The following is a 17,073-nucleotide window of genomic DNA, read 5'->3' on the forward strand; positions in this document are numbered from 1 at the left end:
GATACGCAATGCCGACGCCGGGTTGGGCGGCTTTCCCCGCCTGGAACGTGCATCGCGCGGCGGTCCGCGCCAGCGCGCCTGCTAGGCTGTAGCGGCGCGGCGGCGGTGGTCCGGCAGGACTCGCGGCTTGAGTTCACGACCCGGCCATGGCCCCGTCCGCGCGATCGATCAACGGCAACCGCAACACGGGAGAGGCGCGATGGCAGCTCAGGCGCAGGGCAGCGAACTGGTCAATGTGGTGGTGCTGCTGGCGGCGGGCGTGATCGCGGTCCCGGTGTTCAAGCGGATCGGCCTGGGCTCGGTGCTCGGCTATCTGGCCGCGGGACTGGCGATCGGGCCGTTCGGGCTGGGGTTCTTCGCCGATCCGCAGGCGATCCTGCATGTGGCCGAACTCGGCGTGGTGATGTTCTTGTTCATCATCGGCCTGGAGATGCGGCCCTCGCACCTGTGGAGCCTGCGCCGCGACATCTTCGGCCTGGGCACCGCGCAGATCGCGCTGTGCTCGGCGGCGATGACCGGGGTCGGGCTGCTGTTCGGTTTCCCGCCGGTGGTGGCCTTCATCGGCGCGATGGGCTTCGTGCTCACCTCGACCGCGATCGTGATGCAGATCCTCGGCGAACGCGGCGATCTGGCCTTGCCGCGCGGGCAGCGGATCGTCGCGATCCTGCTGTTCGAGGATCTGCTGATCGTGCCGCTGCTGGCCCTGGTCGCGCTGATGGCGCCGCCGGACGCGAACGGCGCAACCCATTCGCGCTGGCTCGACATCGGCATCGCCATGGCCTCGCTGGCGACCCTGCTGGCGGCCGGCATCTGGCTGTTGAACCCGCTGTTCCGCGTGCTCGCCGCGGCCAAGGCGCGCGAGGTGATGACCGCGGCGGCGCTGCTGGTGGTGCTCGGCGCGGCGCTGCTGATGCAGATCGGCGGCCTGTCGATGGCGATGGGCGCGTTCCTGGCCGGGGTGCTGCTGTCGGAATCGACCTTCCGCCATCAGCTCGAGGCCGATGTCGAACCCTTCCGCGGCATCCTGCTGGGCCTGTTCTTCCTCAGCGTGGGCATGTCGCTGAACCTGACCGTGGTCGCGGCGAACTGGCCGCTGATCGTCGGCGGGGTGCTGGCGCTGATGCTGGTCAAGGCGCTGTGCATCTACATCGTCGCGCGGCTGCTCAAGTCCTGCCATACCGAGTCGCTGGACCGCGCGGTGCTGATGGCGCAGGGTGGCGAATTCGCGTTCGTGCTGTTTTCCGCCGCCGCCGCGGCCAAGCTGATCGACGCCGAGATCAACGCCAACCTGACCGCCATCGTGGTGCTGTCGATGACCTTGACCCCGCTGGCGATCATCGCCTTGCGCAAGCTGTCGCCGAAGATCGCGCTGTCGCTGGAGGGCGTGGACGAACCCAACGGGCTCAGCGGCAGCGTGCTGCTGATCGGCTTCGGCCGGTTCGGCCAGGTCGTTTCGCAATCGTTGCTCGCGCGCGGGGTCGAGGTGTCGATCATCGACACCGACGTGGAGATGATCGAAAGCGCGCAGACCTTCGGTTTCAAGGTCTATTACGGCGACGGCACGCGCCTGGACGTGTTGCATGCCTCCGGCGCCGACAGCGCCCAGCTGATCGCGATCTGCATCGACGACCGCGCCGCGGCGACGATCACCGCGCAGCTGATCAAGCACGAATTTCCGCAGGCGCGCCTGCTGGCGCGCAGCTTCGACCGCGAACACGCGCTGGACCTGGTGCATGCCGGGGTCGACCTGCAGGTGCGCGAGACCTTTGAATCGGCGATGCGCTTCGGCGAGGCAGCGCTGGTCGAACTCGGCGTGCCGGTCGATGAAGCCGCCGAGGTGGTGGCCGATATCCGCCGCCGCGACGCGGAACGCTTCGAACTCGAACTGGTCGGCGGCGTGCGCGCGGGGACTTCGCTGTTGTACGGCAATATGCAGCAGACCCCGCTGATCGCGCCCAAGCCGCGGCCGTCGCGACAGGATCAGGAGGAAGAGCACGCGCCCGGCATTTCCGCTTGAGCTAGCGCGGGGGCGTTCGACGTATTCACAGGAAACATCGTTGATGGCATGGACGCTTTGGCATGTCGTGTTTCCGGCCGCGGCCGTGCTCGGCGTCGTGTTCATGATCCTCGCGTTCAAGTACGGCGTGCGCGTGCACGCCAGCGCGACGTTGGCGCGGGTGCGCCCGTTGCCGCGGCAGCGGCTGGAATTGCCTCGGCACGGTGTATTGCAACGTGTCGATCGAGCGCGGCGACTATCGCAACTACTTCGACGACGCGCGCTTCGTGCTGCGCGACGCGAAAGGCGCCGAACTCGAGCAATACGGCAAGTGGCTGCGGGTGCGCTACAACCGTCAGCCGCCCCCGGACCGGGTCGTCACCAGTTTCATCACCCCCGACGATGGCGTGGTCGAACTGTCGATCGAAAACCCCGCGCCCGAGGCCGAAACCGCGACCTGGGTGGTGATCCAGCGCGACGTCGAGCAGGTGGTGGCGATGTGGGTGGCGCTGGGCATCACCGGCGCGGCGATGGCGATGTTCGGATCGGCGTTCGCGGCGGTTTTGTGGAGCAGCACCTTGCTGCAAAGCGGCGCGGCCGCGGCTGGCGGTTGAGGCTGCCGCCGCGGGCGTAGTCAGCGCTTGGCGCTCGCGCAATCCGGCGGCCAGCGTTTATCGGGCGACGCGGTCAGATCGATCACGAAGAATTCGCCGGAACGTTCGCCGTCGGCCTGCGCGAACAGCAACCGGTCGCCGCGCGGCGACAGCAACGGACCGACCTGGAACACATCGGCGCGCGCGGCGATGCGATCGCGCTCCTTCCAGACATTGCCGCTGCGTTCGAATCTGTACAGATGCGAGCGGTCGCCGCGGTCGATCACCGCGATCATGCGATGGCCGTCGCGCGATACCTCGGCTTCGTATTCGTTCGCCGCGGTGCTGACCGGCGCGCCGAGATTGCGCACCTGCCAGGCGCCTTCGGCCTGCGGCGTAGCCAGGTAGATATCGCCGCTGCCATGGCCGCCGGCGCGGCTGGAGCCGAAGTAGATGCGGCCGTCGGCCATCGCGCGCGGCAACAGTTCGGATGCTTTCGAATTGACCGGTTCGGGCAGGCGTTGCGGCTGACTCCATTCGCCGTCGCGACTGCGTTCGACCACGTAGATGTCGAGGTCTTCGCCCTTGGGGTCGTGGCGTGCGGATACGAAATACAGGCGGCGGCCGTCGGCGCTCACGAACGGATCGGCGTCCAGGCCCGGTTTTGAGGCGGCGAACGGCGGCGCGCTCGGCGTCGACCAGCCGCCGGCCTCGCAACGCGAATGCAGCAGCCGCCAGTTGGCGAATTGCCGGTCGCTGCGCATGAAATATATTTCGCGGCCGTCGGGGCTGAAGGTCGGCGAGGATTCGTACTGATCGCTGCTGAGGTTCGGCGGCGCCCAGCGCTGCGGTTCGGGCGCATGCGCAGCGGGCCGCTGGTAGGCCATGGCACAGGCGGTCGCGCAGGTCGTGGCTAGCAGGGCGCTGGCCAGCCAGTACACGGCGGGGTCGGGATGACGCGAAGGCGTTGGGTTCACGGGAGCGTCCTGTGCGTGCAGCGCTAGTCGTCGCGTTGCCGCTGCTGGAACCGCCGCGCCTTGGCGACGTTGCCGCAGGTGGCCATGTCGCACCAGCGCCGGCGGCCGTTCTTGGAGGTGTCGATGAACACCCAGCCGCAATCGTTGCCGTCGCATACGCGCAGCCGGTCCACGCGCGCGCCCTTGAGCAGTTCGATCGCATACGCGGTGATGACGTGCGCGATCAGGTCGAGGCCGGAACGTTCGACCGACCATTGCGTCTGCAATCGCGAATCGTGCGAGACCAGCCGCGCGGCGCGCGAGGCGGCGAGCCGCGCCTGATCCAGGCGGTCGAGCGACGCGTCGTCGGGTTGCCGGCCGTGGGCGAGGGCGTACGAGGACTCGCACAGCGCTTCGCGCAAGCTCTTGCAACGCGCCAGCGCGGCGGCGGCCTTGGTCGGCGACTCGGCGGCGAGCGTGTCCAGCGCGTTGAGATCGGCGCGTGCGAACAACTCGCTCTGGCGCGCCCAGCGCAGCAGCCCGGCATAGTCGTCGAGCCAGTCGCGCGGCTGGGTGTCGCGAGCGGTGACGGTGTTGACCAGGTCCAAGGCCGGGTCGCCGCCGACCAGATCGGCGGGTTTGAAGGCATGGAATTCCAGCTGCATGCTTCACCTTTAAAATTTGTTTTGAAGGTTATAGCGATTTTCGCCCGAGCCGCAATGCGGCATCGGCGGATTTCCGATGGGCGGCATGCGAACGCGCCAGCCATCACGCGATCTGCGCCGGGTCTGGTTCACCCTGACCGCCACCTTGGTCCGCCCCTTCGTCGGAGAACCCCGCCATGCCCTCCTCCAGGCTGTCTGTCGCAGTTTCGCTGGCCTGCCTGACCCTCGGTCTGGCCGCTTGCACCCGGCACGACGCACCAGCGCCGTCTGCCGCCGAACCGGCCGCGTCCGCCGCCAGTGCTCCGGCTCAGCCCGCCGAACCGGCTGCGCAGCCGTTGCAGACCCAGGTCTATAACCCCGGCAAGAACGGCGTGTTCCAGGTCAGTTCGGTGCTGGTCACCGGCGCGCGCGAGGCTGTGTTGATCGACGCGCAGTTCGGCGCGGCGCAGGCGCGCGAAGTGGTCGAGCGGATCAAGGCGTCAGGTAAAACCCTCACCACCATTTACATCAGCCACGGCGACCCGGATTACTACTTCGGTCTGGACACGCTGCAGGCCGCCTTCCCGCAGGCGAAGATCCTGGCGACGCCGCAGACGGTCGAACACATTCGCGCGACCCAGGCGGCGAAACTCGCCTACTGGGGCCCCAAGCTCGGCGCCGATGCGCCCAAGCGCATCGTGATCCCCGAGCCCTTGCAAGGCGACCGCATCGAGCTGGAAGGGCAGGCCCTGCAGATCGTCGGCCTAGATGGGCCGACACCGGACCGCAGCGTGGTCTGGATTCCCTCGATCCGCACCGTGGCCGGCGGCGTGCCGGTGGTGGCCGGCGAACATCTGTTCATGGCCGATACGCCCACGCCGCAATCGCATCTGGACTGGCTGGCGACGCTGCAGAAGATCGAAACGCTCAAGCCCGACGTCGTCGTGCCCGGTCACTTCGCGCCCGGTTCGGCGCAGACCTTGGACGCGGTGCGTTTCAGCGCCGACTACATTCGCGCGTTCGATGAAGAGGCGGCCAAGGCCAAGGATTCGAAAGCCTTGATCGCGGCGATGAAGCAGCGTTATCCGGGGCTGGAAGGCGAGTTGTCGCTGGACATCAGCGCCAAGGTCGCCAAGCGCGAAATGCCCTGGCCGTAAGCATGCGATGGCTGTCGCGGCAAAAAAACGGGCCGCTGCATCGGCAGCGGCCCGCATCCTTCAACCATGTCCAGACCGAACGATCAGGGATTGAAATAGCTCGACACGCTCGAATAGATGTCCGCGAAGCGCGAGTAGAAATCCGGATCGCGCGGCGCGCTGCAGAACGAGCTGCCGCCCCACAGCCCGCCGCGCAACTGATAACCGCCGCTGCTGGTCACGGTGAACAGGCCCGAGCCCGAGGAGCCGCCTTCGGTGATGCCGGTGTTCCAGACCACGCGATACAGCGGCGACACGCCGTCGGCCGAGGTCGACAGACCGGTCACCGAACCCAGCGAATACTTCTTGACGTCGCCGGCCGGGTGATGGATGCCTTCGATCGCGGTGCCGGTGGACGCGATCGCCGCGCTCGACCAACCCGCATACACCGCGCCCGTCGGCGGCGCGGTCTTGAGTTCCAGCAGCGAGGTGTCGCGGCTGGTGTTGGCGTGGCGCAGGAACGCGCCGCCGCTGAGAGTGGTGTAAGCCGGATTCACGGTCGAACCGCCGCAGGTGGTCACGTCGTAGAACCAGTAGGTCTGCAGCGTGTCGGCCTCGGCCTGGGTGCTGATGCAATGCGCGGCGGTCCAGAACAAGCGTTTTTTCGGCGAATGGTTGTTGTTGAGCAGGGTGCCGGTGCACAACCACGAGCCCTGCGCGTTGGAGTAGATCATGCGCGCCACCGACTTGGCGGTGGACACGAAGCCGGCCGGCGGATTGACGCGGCACACGATGTCTTTTTCGCACGAGGCGCTGCCGCCGACCGCTTTCTGGATGTCCTTGTCGTTGGCGACCGGGCTCAGATCCAGATGCGAAAGCTGCGGCACGTTCAGCGACAGCGACTTCGGATTGACGCCGTTGGGCAGGATCAGTTCGACGGTGAGCGTGTCGCCCGACACCACCGGCGACCAGGCCTGTGCGTTGCCGGCGAAATCCGCGCCGCTTTGTTCGAACACGCGGCCGTCGTTGCCGGCGAAATGCAAGCGGACCGACTTGGCGCCGCTGCCGCGCAGCGACAGCGCGGCGCGCAGCGCGGCGGCGCTCTCCGAGGCCAGGGTGAAGCGCGCCGAGCGGCCGCCGTCGGCCAGCGGCTGCCAGGCCAGGGCGTTCAAATCGATGCGGCTGCGCTCGACCTTGCGGTTGACGCCGATTTCCAGCGGCATGCCGTCGCGGTCCTGCTTCAGCCGCCGCGATTGCAGCGAGACCAGGTCGGTGCGGGTGGGCGCGGGCAGGCTGAGCACGCGCGCCGGCGCGGTTTTCGCGGCGGCGGCGAACTCGGCCGCGCCCATGGCGCCGGCCGAGGGCGCTTCGGTGACCGGCGCCGAATCCATTTCGACCACGGCGGGCGGCGCCGCGACCGCGGCGGCGGAGACGGCGGACAGGCCGGCGAGCAGGGCGAGGCGAAGGGCGTGATGGTGAATCATCGTGGGTTTCCTCGTGTTGCTGAAGGCAAGGCAAGGCAAGGCGGGCAGGGCGTGCGTCGGCAGCGCCCTGCCCGCGTTCGATCGTGCCGCGGTGAACGATCAGGGATTGAAGTAGCTCGCGATGCTCGGGTAGACATCGGCGAAACGCGAGTAATAGTCGGGCGATCTCGGGTTGCTGCACGAGGCGCCGCCGCCGAGCAGGCCGCCGCGCAGCTGATAGCCGCCGCTGCTGGTCACGGTGAACAATCCCGAGCCGGACGAGCCGCCTTCGGTGGTGCCGGTGTTCCAGACCACGCGATACAGCGGCGAGCTGCCCAGCGCCGACGACGACAACCCGGTGACCGAACCCAGCGAATATTTCTTGAGATCGCCGCTGGGATGATGGATGCCTTCGACCGCGGTATTGGTCGAGCCGATCAACGCGTTGGACCAACCCGCGTACATCGCGCCCGCCGGCGGCGCGGTCTTCAGCTCCAGCAACGAGGTGTCGCGCGTGGTGTTGCTATGACGCACGAACGCCCCGCCAGTGAGGACGCTGTACGTCGGATTCGCGGTCGAGCCGCCGCAGGTGGTGGCGTCGAACAGCCAATACGTCTGCAAGGTGTCGGCGACGCTCTGCTGGGTGAAGCAATGCGCGGCGGTCCAGAACAACTGCTTCTTCGGCGAATGATTGTTGTTGAGCAGGGTGCCGGTGCAGATGAAGGTGCCCTGCGGGTTGGTGAAGATCATGTGCGCGACGGACTTCGCGGTGGAAACGAATCCCGCCGGCGGATTGACCCGGCAGACGATGTCCTTGTTGCACGATCCGCTCGCGCCGATCCGGGCCTTGAGTCCTTTTTCGCCTTCGATCGGGCTCGCATCCAGGTGCGAGAGGCGGGGTACGTTCAAGCGCAACGCCTTCGGATTCACGCCCTTGGCCAGCACCAGCTCGACCACGAGCGTATCGCCCATGACCACCGGCGACCAACCGGGCGAGGCGCCGGCGAATTCGCCGCCGCGGCTTTCGAACACGCGGCCGTCGTTGCCGCCGAAATGCAGCTTGGCCGATTTCGCGCCGGCACCGCTCAGCGACAGCGCCGCGCGCAGCGCGACCGCGCCTTCCGACGACATCTCGAAGCGCGCCGCGCGGCCGCCGTCGGCCAGCGGTTGCCAGGCCAGGGTGTTCAAGTCGATGCGGCCGCGTTGCACGTCGCGGTTGAAACCGATTTGCAGCGGCAGACCGTCTTTTTCCTGCTGCACGCGCTGCGCTTGCAAGGTGGAGACCTCGCTGCGGGTGAGCGGAGCCAGGCTCAGCACGCGCGGCGCGGAGATTTTCGCCGAAGCGGCGAACTCGGCGGCGCCCAGGGCGCCGGCCGAAGGCGCCGCGGTCACCGGCGCGGAATCCATCTGCGCGACGGACTGAGCCGCGGCGGACGCCGACAGGCAGGACAATCCGACGAGCACGGCGATACGAAGCGTGTGGTTGACGATCATTGAGCGGTTCCTTATCAGAGCGAGCGGAAGCAAAGGGGAGCGAGTCCGGCGGGGTGGCCACCGTGTCGTGCGCGGTCTGATCGGATCCAGGCGATGGGTGGCGCAAGATCCGGGCCGGGCAGGGACGCACCGAACCTAGGCCGCGCGCGCGGCGAGGTTTTGTGCGCTCTGGCGGACTTCGCGAAAGCCGCGCGGACGCAAGGGGCGCGGCGGCGATGGCGGCGGCCGATCTGTGAAATGCCTAGCAACCCGCGCTGAAAATTTAGGTGCATAAGCGGCACAAAATCGCTGATCTGGAGCGAAAATCCGGCAACTGCCGGCTCGACTGCGCGAATGCATGTGGTCGCGCATGCCTTCGCAGGTGCCGTTGCCGGCCCGTTCAGCGGCTGGGATCGCCGCGGCGGGCAGGCCTGGGCGCGACCCCGTTCACGGCCCGGCCGAGGGGCCGCTGCGACGCCGCGTTCATGGCGATGTGAGACCATTTAGGCCATGACCAAAAAAACGAACAGTAAAAAGCCCGGTAAGCCCGGCACAGGCAAGACCCCCTCGCACACCGGCGCCGGCCCGGGTCCCAGCAAGAAAGGCGGCACCAAGCCGCCCGCGGCCCGCCCGCCCTGGCTGCCCGACAATCTCCAGCACGGCGCCAGCAAGACCCCGCGCAAGAAGGCCGCGTCCGGCCCCGCCGGTTTCCTCCCGCAGGTTCCCGGCCCCGCGGTCAAAGGCCCGGCCGTCAAGGCCCCGCCTTACCACGATCCCTACGCCGACCGCGAAGCCTCGCGCTACGAGCAACCGATCGCCAGCCGCGAACTGATCCTGCAGACCCTGGCCGCGGCCGACGGCCCGATGTCGGCCGAGACCCTGGCCGAACAGCTCAAGCTCACCGAACCCGACCGCGCCGACGCGCTGGGCAAGCGCCTGGGCGCGATGATTCGCGACGGCCAGCTGATCCGTAACCGCAAGGGCGATTTCGCCCCCGCCGCGCAGATGGACCTGATCCCCGGCGTGGTGATCGCCAACCCCGACGGTTTCGGCTTCCTGCGCCCGGAAAGCGGCGTGGGCGACGACCTGTTCCTGCCGCCCTACGAAATGCGCAAGGCCATGCACGGCGACCGCGTGCTGGTCAGCGTCACCGGCATGGACCGCCGCGGCCGCCGCGAAGGCGCGATCGTGGAAGTGCTCGAACGCCGGCTCAACCGGCTGATCGGCCGCTTCACGGTCGAGCAGGGCATCAGCTACGTCGTGCCCGACGATCGCCGCATCCAGCGCAACGTGCAGATCCCGCCGGACGCGCGCATGGACGCGCACAACGGCCAGTTGGTCGTGTGCGAACTGGTCCAGGCGCCCGATCACAAGCGTCCGCCGATCGGCCGCGTGCTCGCGGTGCTCGGCGACAAGCTCACCGCCTCGCTGGCGGTGCAGGCCGCGATCCACGGCCACGAAATTCCCGACGTGTTCCCGCAGGAAACCCTGGACGAAGCCGCGGCGGTGCCGCTGACCGTGCCCGAGTCAGTGGCCGCGCAACGCGTCGACCTGCGCACGCTGCCGCTGGTCACCATCGACGGCGAAGACGCGAAGGACTTCGACGACGCGGTGTATTGCGAAAGCAACCGCGACGGCTTCCGCCTGGTGGTCGCGATCGCCGACGTGTCGCATTACGTCCGCCCGGGCACGCCGCTGGACGACGAGGCGCAAAAGCGCGCGACCTCGGTGTACTTCCCCGGTTTCGTCGTGCCGATGCTGCCGGAGACCTTGTCCAACGGCATCTGTTCGTTGAACCCGAAGGTCGATCGCCTGTGTTTCGTCTGCGACATGCAGATCGATCGCGAGGGTCAGGTCAGCGAGTCGAAGTTCTATGAGGCGGTGATGAACTCGCACGCGCGCCTGACCTACACCACGGTCTGGAACGCGGTCGGCGACGTGCCCGAGGAATTGAAGAGCGAGGCGCATGCGCAGATCGGCTCGCTGCTGCCGAACATCGAGCGCCTGCATCAGTTGTTCCATGTGCTGCTGAAGGCGCGGCAGAAGCGCGGCGCGATCGAATTCGAATCCAGCGAAGTGCGCTTCGTGCTGGGCAGCAACGGCGAAGTGACCCAGGCCGGCATGCTCCAGCGCAACGACGCGCACAAGCTGATCGAGGAATGCATGATCGCGGCCAATGTCGAGGCCGCGAAGTACCTGATCGCGCAGGAAGTGCCGGCGCCGTACCGCATCCACGACCGGCCGCCGGAACAGAAGTACGCCGATCTGCAGGAGTTCCTCAAGGAATTCAAGCTGCGCATGCCGGCCTGGAACCAGGTCGAGCCGCGCGATTTCACCGCGCTGCTGAAGAAGATCCGCGAGCGTCCGGACGCGGCGCTGATCGAATCGGTGCTGCTGCGCAGCCAGAGCCTGGCGGTGTACGCGCCGGAGAACGTCGGCCACTTCGGCCTCGCTTTGCATGCTTACGCTCACTTCACCTCGCCGATCCGGCGTTATCCCGACTTGCTGGTGCATCGCGCGATCAAGCACGCGCTCAGCGGCGCCAAGCCGAGCGCGTACGGCTATTCGCCGCGGCAGATGAGCGCGCTGGCGCTGCAATGTTCCGAGCGCGAGCGCCGCGCCGACGAGGCCGAGCGCGAGGTCGACGAGCGCTACCGCGCCGCGTGGATGGAGCAGCATGTCGGCGGCGAGTTCGAAGGCACCATCAGCGGCGTGACCAGCTTCGGCCTGTTCATCGAACTCGACGAATCCAAGGTCAACGGCCTGGTCCACGTGACCCAGCTGCCGCACGACTACTACCACTTCGATCCGATCCGCAAGACGCTCAAGGGCGAGCGCACCGCGCGCGAGTTCCGGCTCGGCGACCGGGTCGCGATCGTGGTGCTCAAGGCCAGCGTGGAAGACCGCAAGATCGACTTCCGCCTGGTCGAGGAGCGCGGCGCCAAGCCGTTGCCGCCGCGCGGGCAGCCGGCTAAGCGGACCAAGCAGAAGTATTGAGGCACGGCGGTGGGCGCGGGTTGGGCGCTGCCCGCCCGCGTCGGGAACGCGTCGGCAACCACCCAGGCAGGATGGGACCCGACGCTGGCCAAGCCGCTTTGTCGCCTGGCCGCAACCGGCGTTATCCGTAACTACGACACGGGTTGCTGGTGGCCACGACACGAGCGCGTTGATCGGTCGCCCCGTTTGACAAAGGGGGCGGGCGCCCGGCGCGATTGCGATTCAATCGATTAGCTCCAGCGCGGGGGATTTGCTCTTCCTCCAGCTGGTTGCGTTAATCAGTCGCCCCCTTTGACAAAGGGGGCGGGCGCCCGGCGCACCTGCCATCAGTGCCACCAACTCCAGCGCGGGGGATTTGCTCTTCTTCAGGGTGGTTGCGTTGCTGCGGGTGGGTAAGAGCAAATCCCCCCTGGCCCCCCTTTTTCAAAGGGGGGAATTCTTCGGGTGGGTTTCGAGGGCAGGCGGGAGTTTTGGGCCCGGCCGCGTGGCCGCCCGTTGTCGGTCGTCGTCGCAAAAAAACCGCCGCAAACCGCCGCCTGGCGCCCGCGATCCGCCCCAACCGTGGCGGTAGCTTAGAATTCATCCCCCAGATCCAGCCCCGGCCCCGCGCGCCCGCGCGGGTGCCCCGGCCACGACCGCCCCACGGAATCCCCCATGAGCCAGAAACAATGGATCGCCGGCATCAACGCCGTCGCCGCTTCGATCGAACACGATGCGTCCAACGTGCGCGAGGTGCTGATCGAGGCCGGCGCCAAGAACCCGCGTCTGACCGAGATCGAGACCGCCGCGCGCCGCGCCGACATCGACGTGCGCCGGGTCGCGACCAGTGCGCTCGAAGGCGTGGTCGGCAATCTGCGCCATCAGGGCGTGGTCGCGCGTTACGCCGCGGCCAAGACCTGGAACGAGAACGAGCTCGAAGGGCTGGTCGAGGCCGCCGAGGGCAAGGCGCTGATCCTGATCCTCGACGGCGTGCAGGACCCGCATAACCTCGGCGCCTGCCTGCGCAGCGCGGCGGCCGCCAACGCGACCGCGGTGATCATTCCGAAAGACAAATCGGTGCAGGTCAACGCGACCGTGCGCAAGACCTCGGCCGGCGCGGCCGACAGCATCCCGGTGATCCCGGTGACCAACCTGGCCCGCGCAATGCGCGATCTCCAGCAACAAGGTGTATGGATCTACGGCCTCGCTGGCGAAGCCGATGCGTCGCTGTACTCGATCGATCTGAAAGGCAACGTCGCCCTCGTCCTTGGCGGCGAAGCCGACGGCCTGCGCCGCCTGACCCGCGAGAACTGCGACCAGTTGGTCAAGATCCCGATGCCCGGCGGCAATGCGGCCAGCGGCGTGGAAAGCCTCAACGTCTCGGTCGCCTCGGGCGTGACCTTGTTCGAAGCGGTGCGTCAGCGCGGCGCGGCGTGAGATGAGCCTGTCGCTGGGCCGGGGCATGAACTGGCTGTGGCTGTTCCCGGCCATCGGCGCGGCGCTGCTGCTCGGCGCGATCGCGATCGCGGTGAACCAGCAGCGGTTCCAAGCGCAAGCGCTGCGCGCGCAGGGCGTGGTCGTCGACCATAGCTTCAGTCGCTCGGATGATTCCAGCGGCGGCACCTATTGCCCGATCGTGCGTTTCACCGCCGCCGACGGCCAGCAGATCGAATTCGCCGGCGGCGTGTGTTCGCAGCCTCGCGCCGAAAATGTCGGCGACACGGTGGCGGTGCTGTATCGCGGTGACGATCCGCACGACGCCAGGATCGATTCGTTCCTGACCCGTTGGCTCGCGGTGATGATCGTGGGCGGCCTCGGCGGCGTGTTTTTCGCGATCGGCCTGCTGGCGGTGGTGCCGGGTCTGCGAGGCCGCCGCATCGCGGCCGACTTGCGCGCGACCGGCGTGGCGATACAGGCCGACGTGGTCGAGGTGGCGCGCGACGGCTCGATCAAGGTCAATGGCCGCTCGCCGTGGCGGATTCACGCGCAATGGCGCGACCCGGCCAGCGGCAAGATCCATCTGTTTCGCAGCGACATGCTCTGGTTCGACCCGAGCGACTATGTCGGCGAGCACGTCAGTGTGTTGATCCGGCCCGGCAAGCCCAAGCGCTATTGGATGGACACGCGTTTTCTGCCCGAGCTGGCCTGAGCGCGGCGGCGGGCGGCCGCAGGGTTACATCCCGGTCATCGAAGGCCGCGGGGCGCGTGAGAAACTGCGCATCGCGAGGCGGGGACGACCCCGCTGTTGCAATCGCATCCGGGGACGGCCCCGTCGTTAATCTGGAGTCAGTCATGCCCTGGATCTTGCTCTTATTCGCCGGCCTGCTCGAAGTGGGCTGGGCGATCGGTCTGAAATACACCGAAGGTTTCACCAAACTCTGGCCCTCGCTCGGCACGGCCGCGGCGATGATCGTCAGCCTGGGTCTGCTCGGCCTGGCGATGAAGTCGCTGCCGGTCGGCACCGCTTACGCGATCTGGGTCGGCGTCGGCGCGGTCGGCACGGTCATTCTCGGCATCGTGCTGTTCAACGAGCCGGTCAATGCGCTGCGCATCGGCAGCATCGTGTTGATCATCGCCGGGCTGATCGGTTTGAAGCTGGCCTGATTGAAGCTGGCCTGATTGACGCTGGCCTGAGAGCGGGCTTGAAGGTCGATCTGGCGCGGCGCGATTGATCTCTCGTGCCGTCGTTCGATCATGCGAGCGCTATCGCAATGATGAAAACCCGACCGCCGGCCGGTTCGACGATCTGGCCGGCGGTTATTGTTGTCCGCACACTCAGGCCGTTTCCATCCAGGTGGGATGAATGAGCATCCGTGCCCGCGTCCATGCCGACAATCCGATCCTGCTCGATCTATGGCATCGATCGGTGCGTGCGACTCACGACTTCCTCGACGAGGACGAGATCGCGCGTTTGCTGCCGCAGGTGCGCGACCTGTATCTCGATGCTGTCGATGCCTGGGTTTACGAAGACATGGACGGCCGGCTGCTCGGTTTTATCGGCCTGTCGGGCACGCAGGTCGAGATGCTGTTTCTGGACCCGCGCTGGCGGGGGCAGGGCATCGGCACGCGCTTGCTCGATCACGCGCGCCAGTTGCGCGGCGCCTTGACCGTCGACGTCAACGAGCAAAATCCGCGGGCGCACGGTTTTTATCGGCGTTATGGCTTCACCGACATCGGCCGTTCGCCGGTCGATGCCCAGGGCCGCCCGTTTCCTTTGATCCACATGGCGCTGCAAGGCGCGAGCTGAGTCGGCGGCGCGGGCGTCTTCATGCCGATCGTCGCGACTGCGCTGTCGAAGCCGCGACTCACTCCAGGGCGTTGGCCAACAGCTCATCGAACCGGCGCGCGATATCGGCGATGGTCTGCGCCTTGTCCTGGCCGTTGATGATGCGCCGCGCTTCCTCGTAGTTCGGCAGTTGCCCGGGCTTGAAGTAGTGGTCGAGTTTCTTGCCGGTGAACCAGCCCTTCTTCATGCCCTCCATCGCGATCGCGTAGGCGATCTCGGGCTTCTTGGCGTCGTCGGGCTTGTTGAGCAGATCGATGCCGAGGATCTTGCCGGCGCGCTCGTAGTTGGCGCGGCCGGTCAGCTGCACGTAGCCGCGGCCGTGGAAGCGTGCGCCATCGCCCGCGCGGGTGTTGCCGAGCATCTTGCCTACGCGGGTGTCCGGGCCGTACAGGCGGTTGAAGCGCGCGTCGTCGCCGAACTCGTCGATCGGCCGCAGGGTGTGCGCGGTTTCCCACTTGAACGTCGCCAGGCAATACGCGATCTGATTGCGATGCACCGGATTGGAATTGAAACTGGCGTCCTGCTCGATGCGTCCGATCAAGAAGCGCAGCGCCTGCGCGAGGTCGTCGCGCAACGGTCCGAAGCGCTTGCGGTAACCATCGAGAAATTGCTCGTCGTCGAAAGCGAACATCCTGTCCTCCTGTCCATGATTGCCGGTCGTGCGCGCGGCGGGCGCGGCGCATGAGGGCGGTCGAGGCGGCGCGATGCCGCTCGATGTTCATTGAACGCGCGTGCTTTGGCGGGCAGGACAGCGGGGGATGTTGCGGCGGTGAAACATGTCGCGCCGGCTGTCGCGGGATGGCTCAGCTCAGGTCGTAGCGTTCGAGCACCACCAGCACGGCGGCATCGTATTGCCACAAGGTGGTGGTTCGATCGCATTCGGGGATCGGACATTCCGCCAGCGCCTCGCCCCAATGCAGCATCGTGGCCAGGTCAAGCCGCTGCTTCAGCGACGCGACCACGGCCCGACGCTGCGTTTCGCCGAAGAACGCGAACTGCTGCGCGTCCGGGTCGAGCGTGCGCGATGGAATGCTGCCGTCGAGCAGCCAGTGCCCGTCCCAGCCGATGTCCAGATACGTCGGGTTGTGCATGTGCTCGGGCTGCTGGCCGTCGAACAGCAGCGGCGCGGCGCCGGCGAGCCAGACCACGAACGCGCAACGCCATGCGGCGTCGTCGATGGCCAGCACCGAGGCGATCCAGTCGTCGATCGACTGCTCATCCAGGTAGCGCAGCACCAGGCAGCACGCGGCCGAGATCGCGTGGCCGGGATTGATCGCGTAGAAGCCGCTGCCGAGCGGTCGCAGCAGGGCGTCGCCGCCGCCGGCTTGCGCCTCGCTCCAGCACGGCGGCGCCATCAACCTGCGGCCGAGCGTGTCGAGCAGGTCGCGGCGGAACCCCGGATCGCGTCCGGGCAAGGCCGGGTCCAGGCAATGCACGAACACCGCGGTGACCAGCAGTTCGTAGTGGTCGCCGTCGTCGGCGCGCTCAAGGATGCGCGGCAGCAGAAAGTCGAACCACTCGCTCCATTCGTCGCTGTGGTCGAAACAGCGAGGGCCGCAGGTCAATGCGTCGAGCGCGTTATCTAGTTCGCGCCTGGACCAGGTCTGCGGATCGGGCTGCATCAGGCCGGTGTACATCGCCCGCTCGCCGCCCATGAACCAGGCTTCGCCCATCGGCGTTCGCGGGCGCGGCGCGCGTTCGCGCAGGCGCCGCAAGGCGTCGGCATCCGGGCCTTGGCCGGGAATCCATCGGTACGCGGGCGCAGTGGAAGGCACGCGGCGCTCCTTGCGCGGGCCGGTCAGGCGATCGCCGGCGGGTGGATCAGCCGCGCGGCCACGCGTTGACGATCTTGCAGAACAGCTCGGCGGTGCGCTGGGTGTCGTAGACGGCCGAGTGCGCTTCCTGCGCGTTCCATGACAGGCCGGCGGCCTGGACCGCGCGCGCGAGCACGGTCTGGCCGTAGGCGACGCCGGCCAGGGTCACGGTGTCGAACACGCTGAAGGGGTGGAAGGGATTGCGCTTGTGGCCGCTGCGGGCGACCGCGGCGTTGAGGAAGTTGAGGTCGAAATGGGCGTTGTGGCCGACCAGGATCGCGCGCTGGCAGCCGTGGCGCTTGACCGCCTCGCGCACCGGAGCGAACACCGCTTCCAGCGCCTGCCGCTCGGGCTTGGCGTCGCGGAACGGGTGGTCGATGTCGATGCCAGTGATTTCCAGCGATTTAGGGTCGATCAGGGTGCCGGGCGCGGGCACCACGTGGGCGCTGGCGATTTCGCCGGGCACGATCCGGCCTTCGCCGTCCAGTTCCAGCGGTTGCACCGCGATTTCCAGCAGCGCGTGCTTGTTCCAGTCGAAGCCGCCGGTTTCGACGTCGACGACGACCGGCAGGTAGCCGCGGAAACGGTTGGCCAGGGTGGTGAGGAAGGGCGCCGCGGTGGGCGCGGTCGCGGTCGGGCCGGTTTCGGTCATCGCGAAAGCCTAGCAGGTTGGGGCGAGGGCTTTGGCGCGTTCGGCTGAACCGGTGTTGTGAGTGTTTGTGTGCCGAGGTTAGGC

General features: G+C 67.5%; 15 protein-coding genes. 8 read left to right on the forward strand and 7 right to left on the reverse strand.

The features are described from left to right. Positions 1-199: 199 nt before the first annotated feature. Both AC3A4T_RS07160 and AC3A4T_RS07165 read left to right on the forward strand, forming a co-directional pair. Positions 200-2,017, forward strand: a complete 1,818-nt coding sequence (locus tag AC3A4T_RS07160; RefSeq protein ID WP_487674745.1) for a monovalent cation:proton antiporter-2 (CPA2) family protein — start codon at positions 200-202, stop codon at positions 2,015-2,017. A 215-nt stretch (positions 2,018-2,232) separates the two neighbouring features. After that, complete coding sequence (locus AC3A4T_RS07165) at positions 2,233-2,610, forward strand: hypothetical protein (protein WP_487674746.1); 378 nt, start codon at positions 2,233-2,235, stop codon at positions 2,608-2,610. A 20-nt stretch (positions 2,611-2,630) separates the two neighbouring features. On the opposite strand, the gene AC3A4T_RS07170 is transcribed toward AC3A4T_RS07165, so the two are convergent. Next, positions 2,631-3,566 (reverse strand): TolB family protein, encoded by a 936-nt coding sequence (locus tag AC3A4T_RS07170; RefSeq protein ID WP_487674747.1) that lies wholly within the window; start codon positions 3,564-3,566, stop codon positions 2,631-2,633. A gap of 23 nt (positions 3,567-3,589) precedes the next feature. Continuing rightward, entirely contained in the window at positions 3,590-4,210 is a 621-nt protein-coding gene (locus tag AC3A4T_RS07175) for a CGNR zinc finger domain-containing protein (RefSeq protein ID WP_487674748.1), read from the reverse strand. Between the two features lie 176 nt (positions 4,211-4,386). On the opposite strand from AC3A4T_RS07175, the gene AC3A4T_RS07180 reads away from it, so the two are divergent. Beyond that, positions 4,387-5,346, forward strand: coding sequence for an MBL fold metallo-hydrolase (locus AC3A4T_RS07180; RefSeq protein ID WP_487674749.1), 960 nt, complete (start codon positions 4,387-4,389; stop codon positions 5,344-5,346). A gap of 83 nt (positions 5,347-5,429) precedes the next feature. Here the strand turns inward: AC3A4T_RS07180 and AC3A4T_RS07185 are convergent, their stop codons facing one another. Both AC3A4T_RS07185 and AC3A4T_RS07190 read right to left on the reverse strand, forming a co-directional pair. After that, complete coding sequence (locus AC3A4T_RS07185) at positions 5,430-6,809, reverse strand: trypsin-like serine peptidase (RefSeq protein WP_487674750.1); 1,380 nt, start codon at positions 6,807-6,809, stop codon at positions 5,430-5,432. A 99-nt stretch (positions 6,810-6,908) separates the two neighbouring features. After that, positions 6,909-8,282 (reverse strand): trypsin-like serine peptidase, encoded by a 1,374-nt coding sequence (locus AC3A4T_RS07190; RefSeq protein WP_487674751.1) that lies wholly within the window; start codon positions 8,280-8,282, stop codon positions 6,909-6,911. 489 nt (positions 8,283-8,771) lie between these two features. On the opposite strand from AC3A4T_RS07190, the gene rnr reads away from it, so the two are divergent. The 5 genes from rnr (at position 8,772) to AC3A4T_RS07215 (ending at position 14,484) form a co-directional block, all read left to right on the forward strand. Beyond that, on the forward strand, positions 8,772-11,258 hold the full coding sequence (gene rnr, locus AC3A4T_RS07195; protein ID WP_487674752.1) for a ribonuclease R: 2,487 nt from the start codon (positions 8,772-8,774) through the stop codon (positions 11,256-11,258). 654 nt (positions 11,259-11,912) lie between these two features. Continuing rightward, a complete protein-coding gene (rlmB, locus tag AC3A4T_RS07200; protein WP_487674753.1) occupies positions 11,913-12,674 on the forward strand; it encodes a 23S rRNA (guanosine(2251)-2'-O)-methyltransferase RlmB in 762 nt (253 codons plus the stop codon). A 1-nt stretch (position 12,675) separates the two neighbouring features. Then, complete coding sequence (locus tag AC3A4T_RS07205) at positions 12,676-13,386, forward strand: DUF3592 domain-containing protein (protein ID WP_487674754.1); 711 nt, start codon at positions 12,676-12,678, stop codon at positions 13,384-13,386. Positions 13,387-13,529: 143 nt separating this feature from the next. Next, on the forward strand, positions 13,530-13,841 hold the full coding sequence (gene sugE / locus AC3A4T_RS07210) for a quaternary ammonium compound efflux SMR transporter SugE (RefSeq protein WP_487674755.1): 312 nt from the start codon (positions 13,530-13,532) through the stop codon (positions 13,839-13,841). Positions 13,842-14,040: 199 nt separating this feature from the next. After that, positions 14,041-14,484 carry an acetyltransferase gene (locus tag AC3A4T_RS07215; protein ID WP_487674756.1) on the forward strand — a complete coding sequence of 148 codons (444 nt, stop codon included), beginning with the start codon at positions 14,041-14,043 and terminating at the stop codon, positions 14,482-14,484. Positions 14,485-14,542: 58 nt separating this feature from the next. On the opposite strand, the gene AC3A4T_RS07220 is transcribed toward AC3A4T_RS07215, so the two are convergent. The 3 genes from AC3A4T_RS07220 to rnt all read right to left on the reverse strand — a co-directional run bounded on the left by AC3A4T_RS07220 (position 14,543) and on the right by rnt (position 16,989). Then, complete coding sequence (locus AC3A4T_RS07220; RefSeq protein ID WP_487674757.1) at positions 14,543-15,154, reverse strand: glycoside hydrolase family 19 protein; 612 nt, start codon at positions 15,152-15,154, stop codon at positions 14,543-14,545. Positions 15,155-15,326: 172 nt separating this feature from the next. Then, on the reverse strand, positions 15,327-16,298 hold the full coding sequence (locus AC3A4T_RS07225; protein ID WP_487674758.1) for a hypothetical protein: 972 nt from the start codon (positions 16,296-16,298) through the stop codon (positions 15,327-15,329). A gap of 46 nt (positions 16,299-16,344) precedes the next feature. Continuing rightward, positions 16,345-16,989 carry a ribonuclease T gene (rnt, locus tag AC3A4T_RS07230; RefSeq protein ID WP_487674759.1) on the reverse strand — a complete coding sequence of 215 codons (645 nt, stop codon included), beginning with the start codon at positions 16,987-16,989 and terminating at the stop codon, positions 16,345-16,347. Positions 16,990-17,073: the final 84 nt, after the last annotated feature.

The sequence above is a fragment of the Lysobacter sp. Soil_N_51 genome, assembly GCF_057655755.1.

Coding starts and splice junctions, on each gene's coding strand:
- AC3A4T_RS07190 (WP_487674751.1), bottom strand. CDS start 8,282: ATGATCGTCAACCACACGCTTCGTATCGCCGTGCTCGTCGGATTGTCC.
- AC3A4T_RS07180 (WP_487674749.1), top strand. CDS start 4,387: ATGCCCTCCTCCAGGCTGTCTGTCGCAGTTTCGCTGGCCTGCCTGACC.
- AC3A4T_RS07205 (WP_487674754.1), top strand. CDS start 12,676: ATGAGCCTGTCGCTGGGCCGGGGCATGAACTGGCTGTGGCTGTTCCCG.
- AC3A4T_RS07160 (WP_487674745.1), top strand. CDS start 200: ATGGCAGCTCAGGCGCAGGGCAGCGAACTGGTCAATGTGGTGGTGCTG.
- AC3A4T_RS07220 (WP_487674757.1), bottom strand. CDS start 15,154: ATGTTCGCTTTCGACGACGAGCAATTTCTCGATGGTTACCGCAAGCGC.
- sugE (WP_487674755.1), top strand. CDS start 13,530: ATGCCCTGGATCTTGCTCTTATTCGCCGGCCTGCTCGAAGTGGGCTGG.
- rnt (WP_487674759.1), bottom strand. CDS start 16,989: ATGACCGAAACCGGCCCGACCGCGACCGCGCCCACCGCGGCGCCCTTC.
- AC3A4T_RS07175 (WP_487674748.1), bottom strand. CDS start 4,210: ATGCAGCTGGAATTCCATGCCTTCAAACCCGCCGATCTGGTCGGCGGC.
- rlmB (WP_487674753.1), top strand. CDS start 11,913: ATGAGCCAGAAACAATGGATCGCCGGCATCAACGCCGTCGCCGCTTCG.
- rnr (WP_487674752.1), top strand. CDS start 8,772: ATGACCAAAAAAACGAACAGTAAAAAGCCCGGTAAGCCCGGCACAGGC.
- AC3A4T_RS07215 (WP_487674756.1), top strand. CDS start 14,041: ATGAGCATCCGTGCCCGCGTCCATGCCGACAATCCGATCCTGCTCGAT.
- AC3A4T_RS07185 (WP_487674750.1), bottom strand. CDS start 6,809: ATGATTCACCATCACGCCCTTCGCCTCGCCCTGCTCGCCGGCCTGTCC.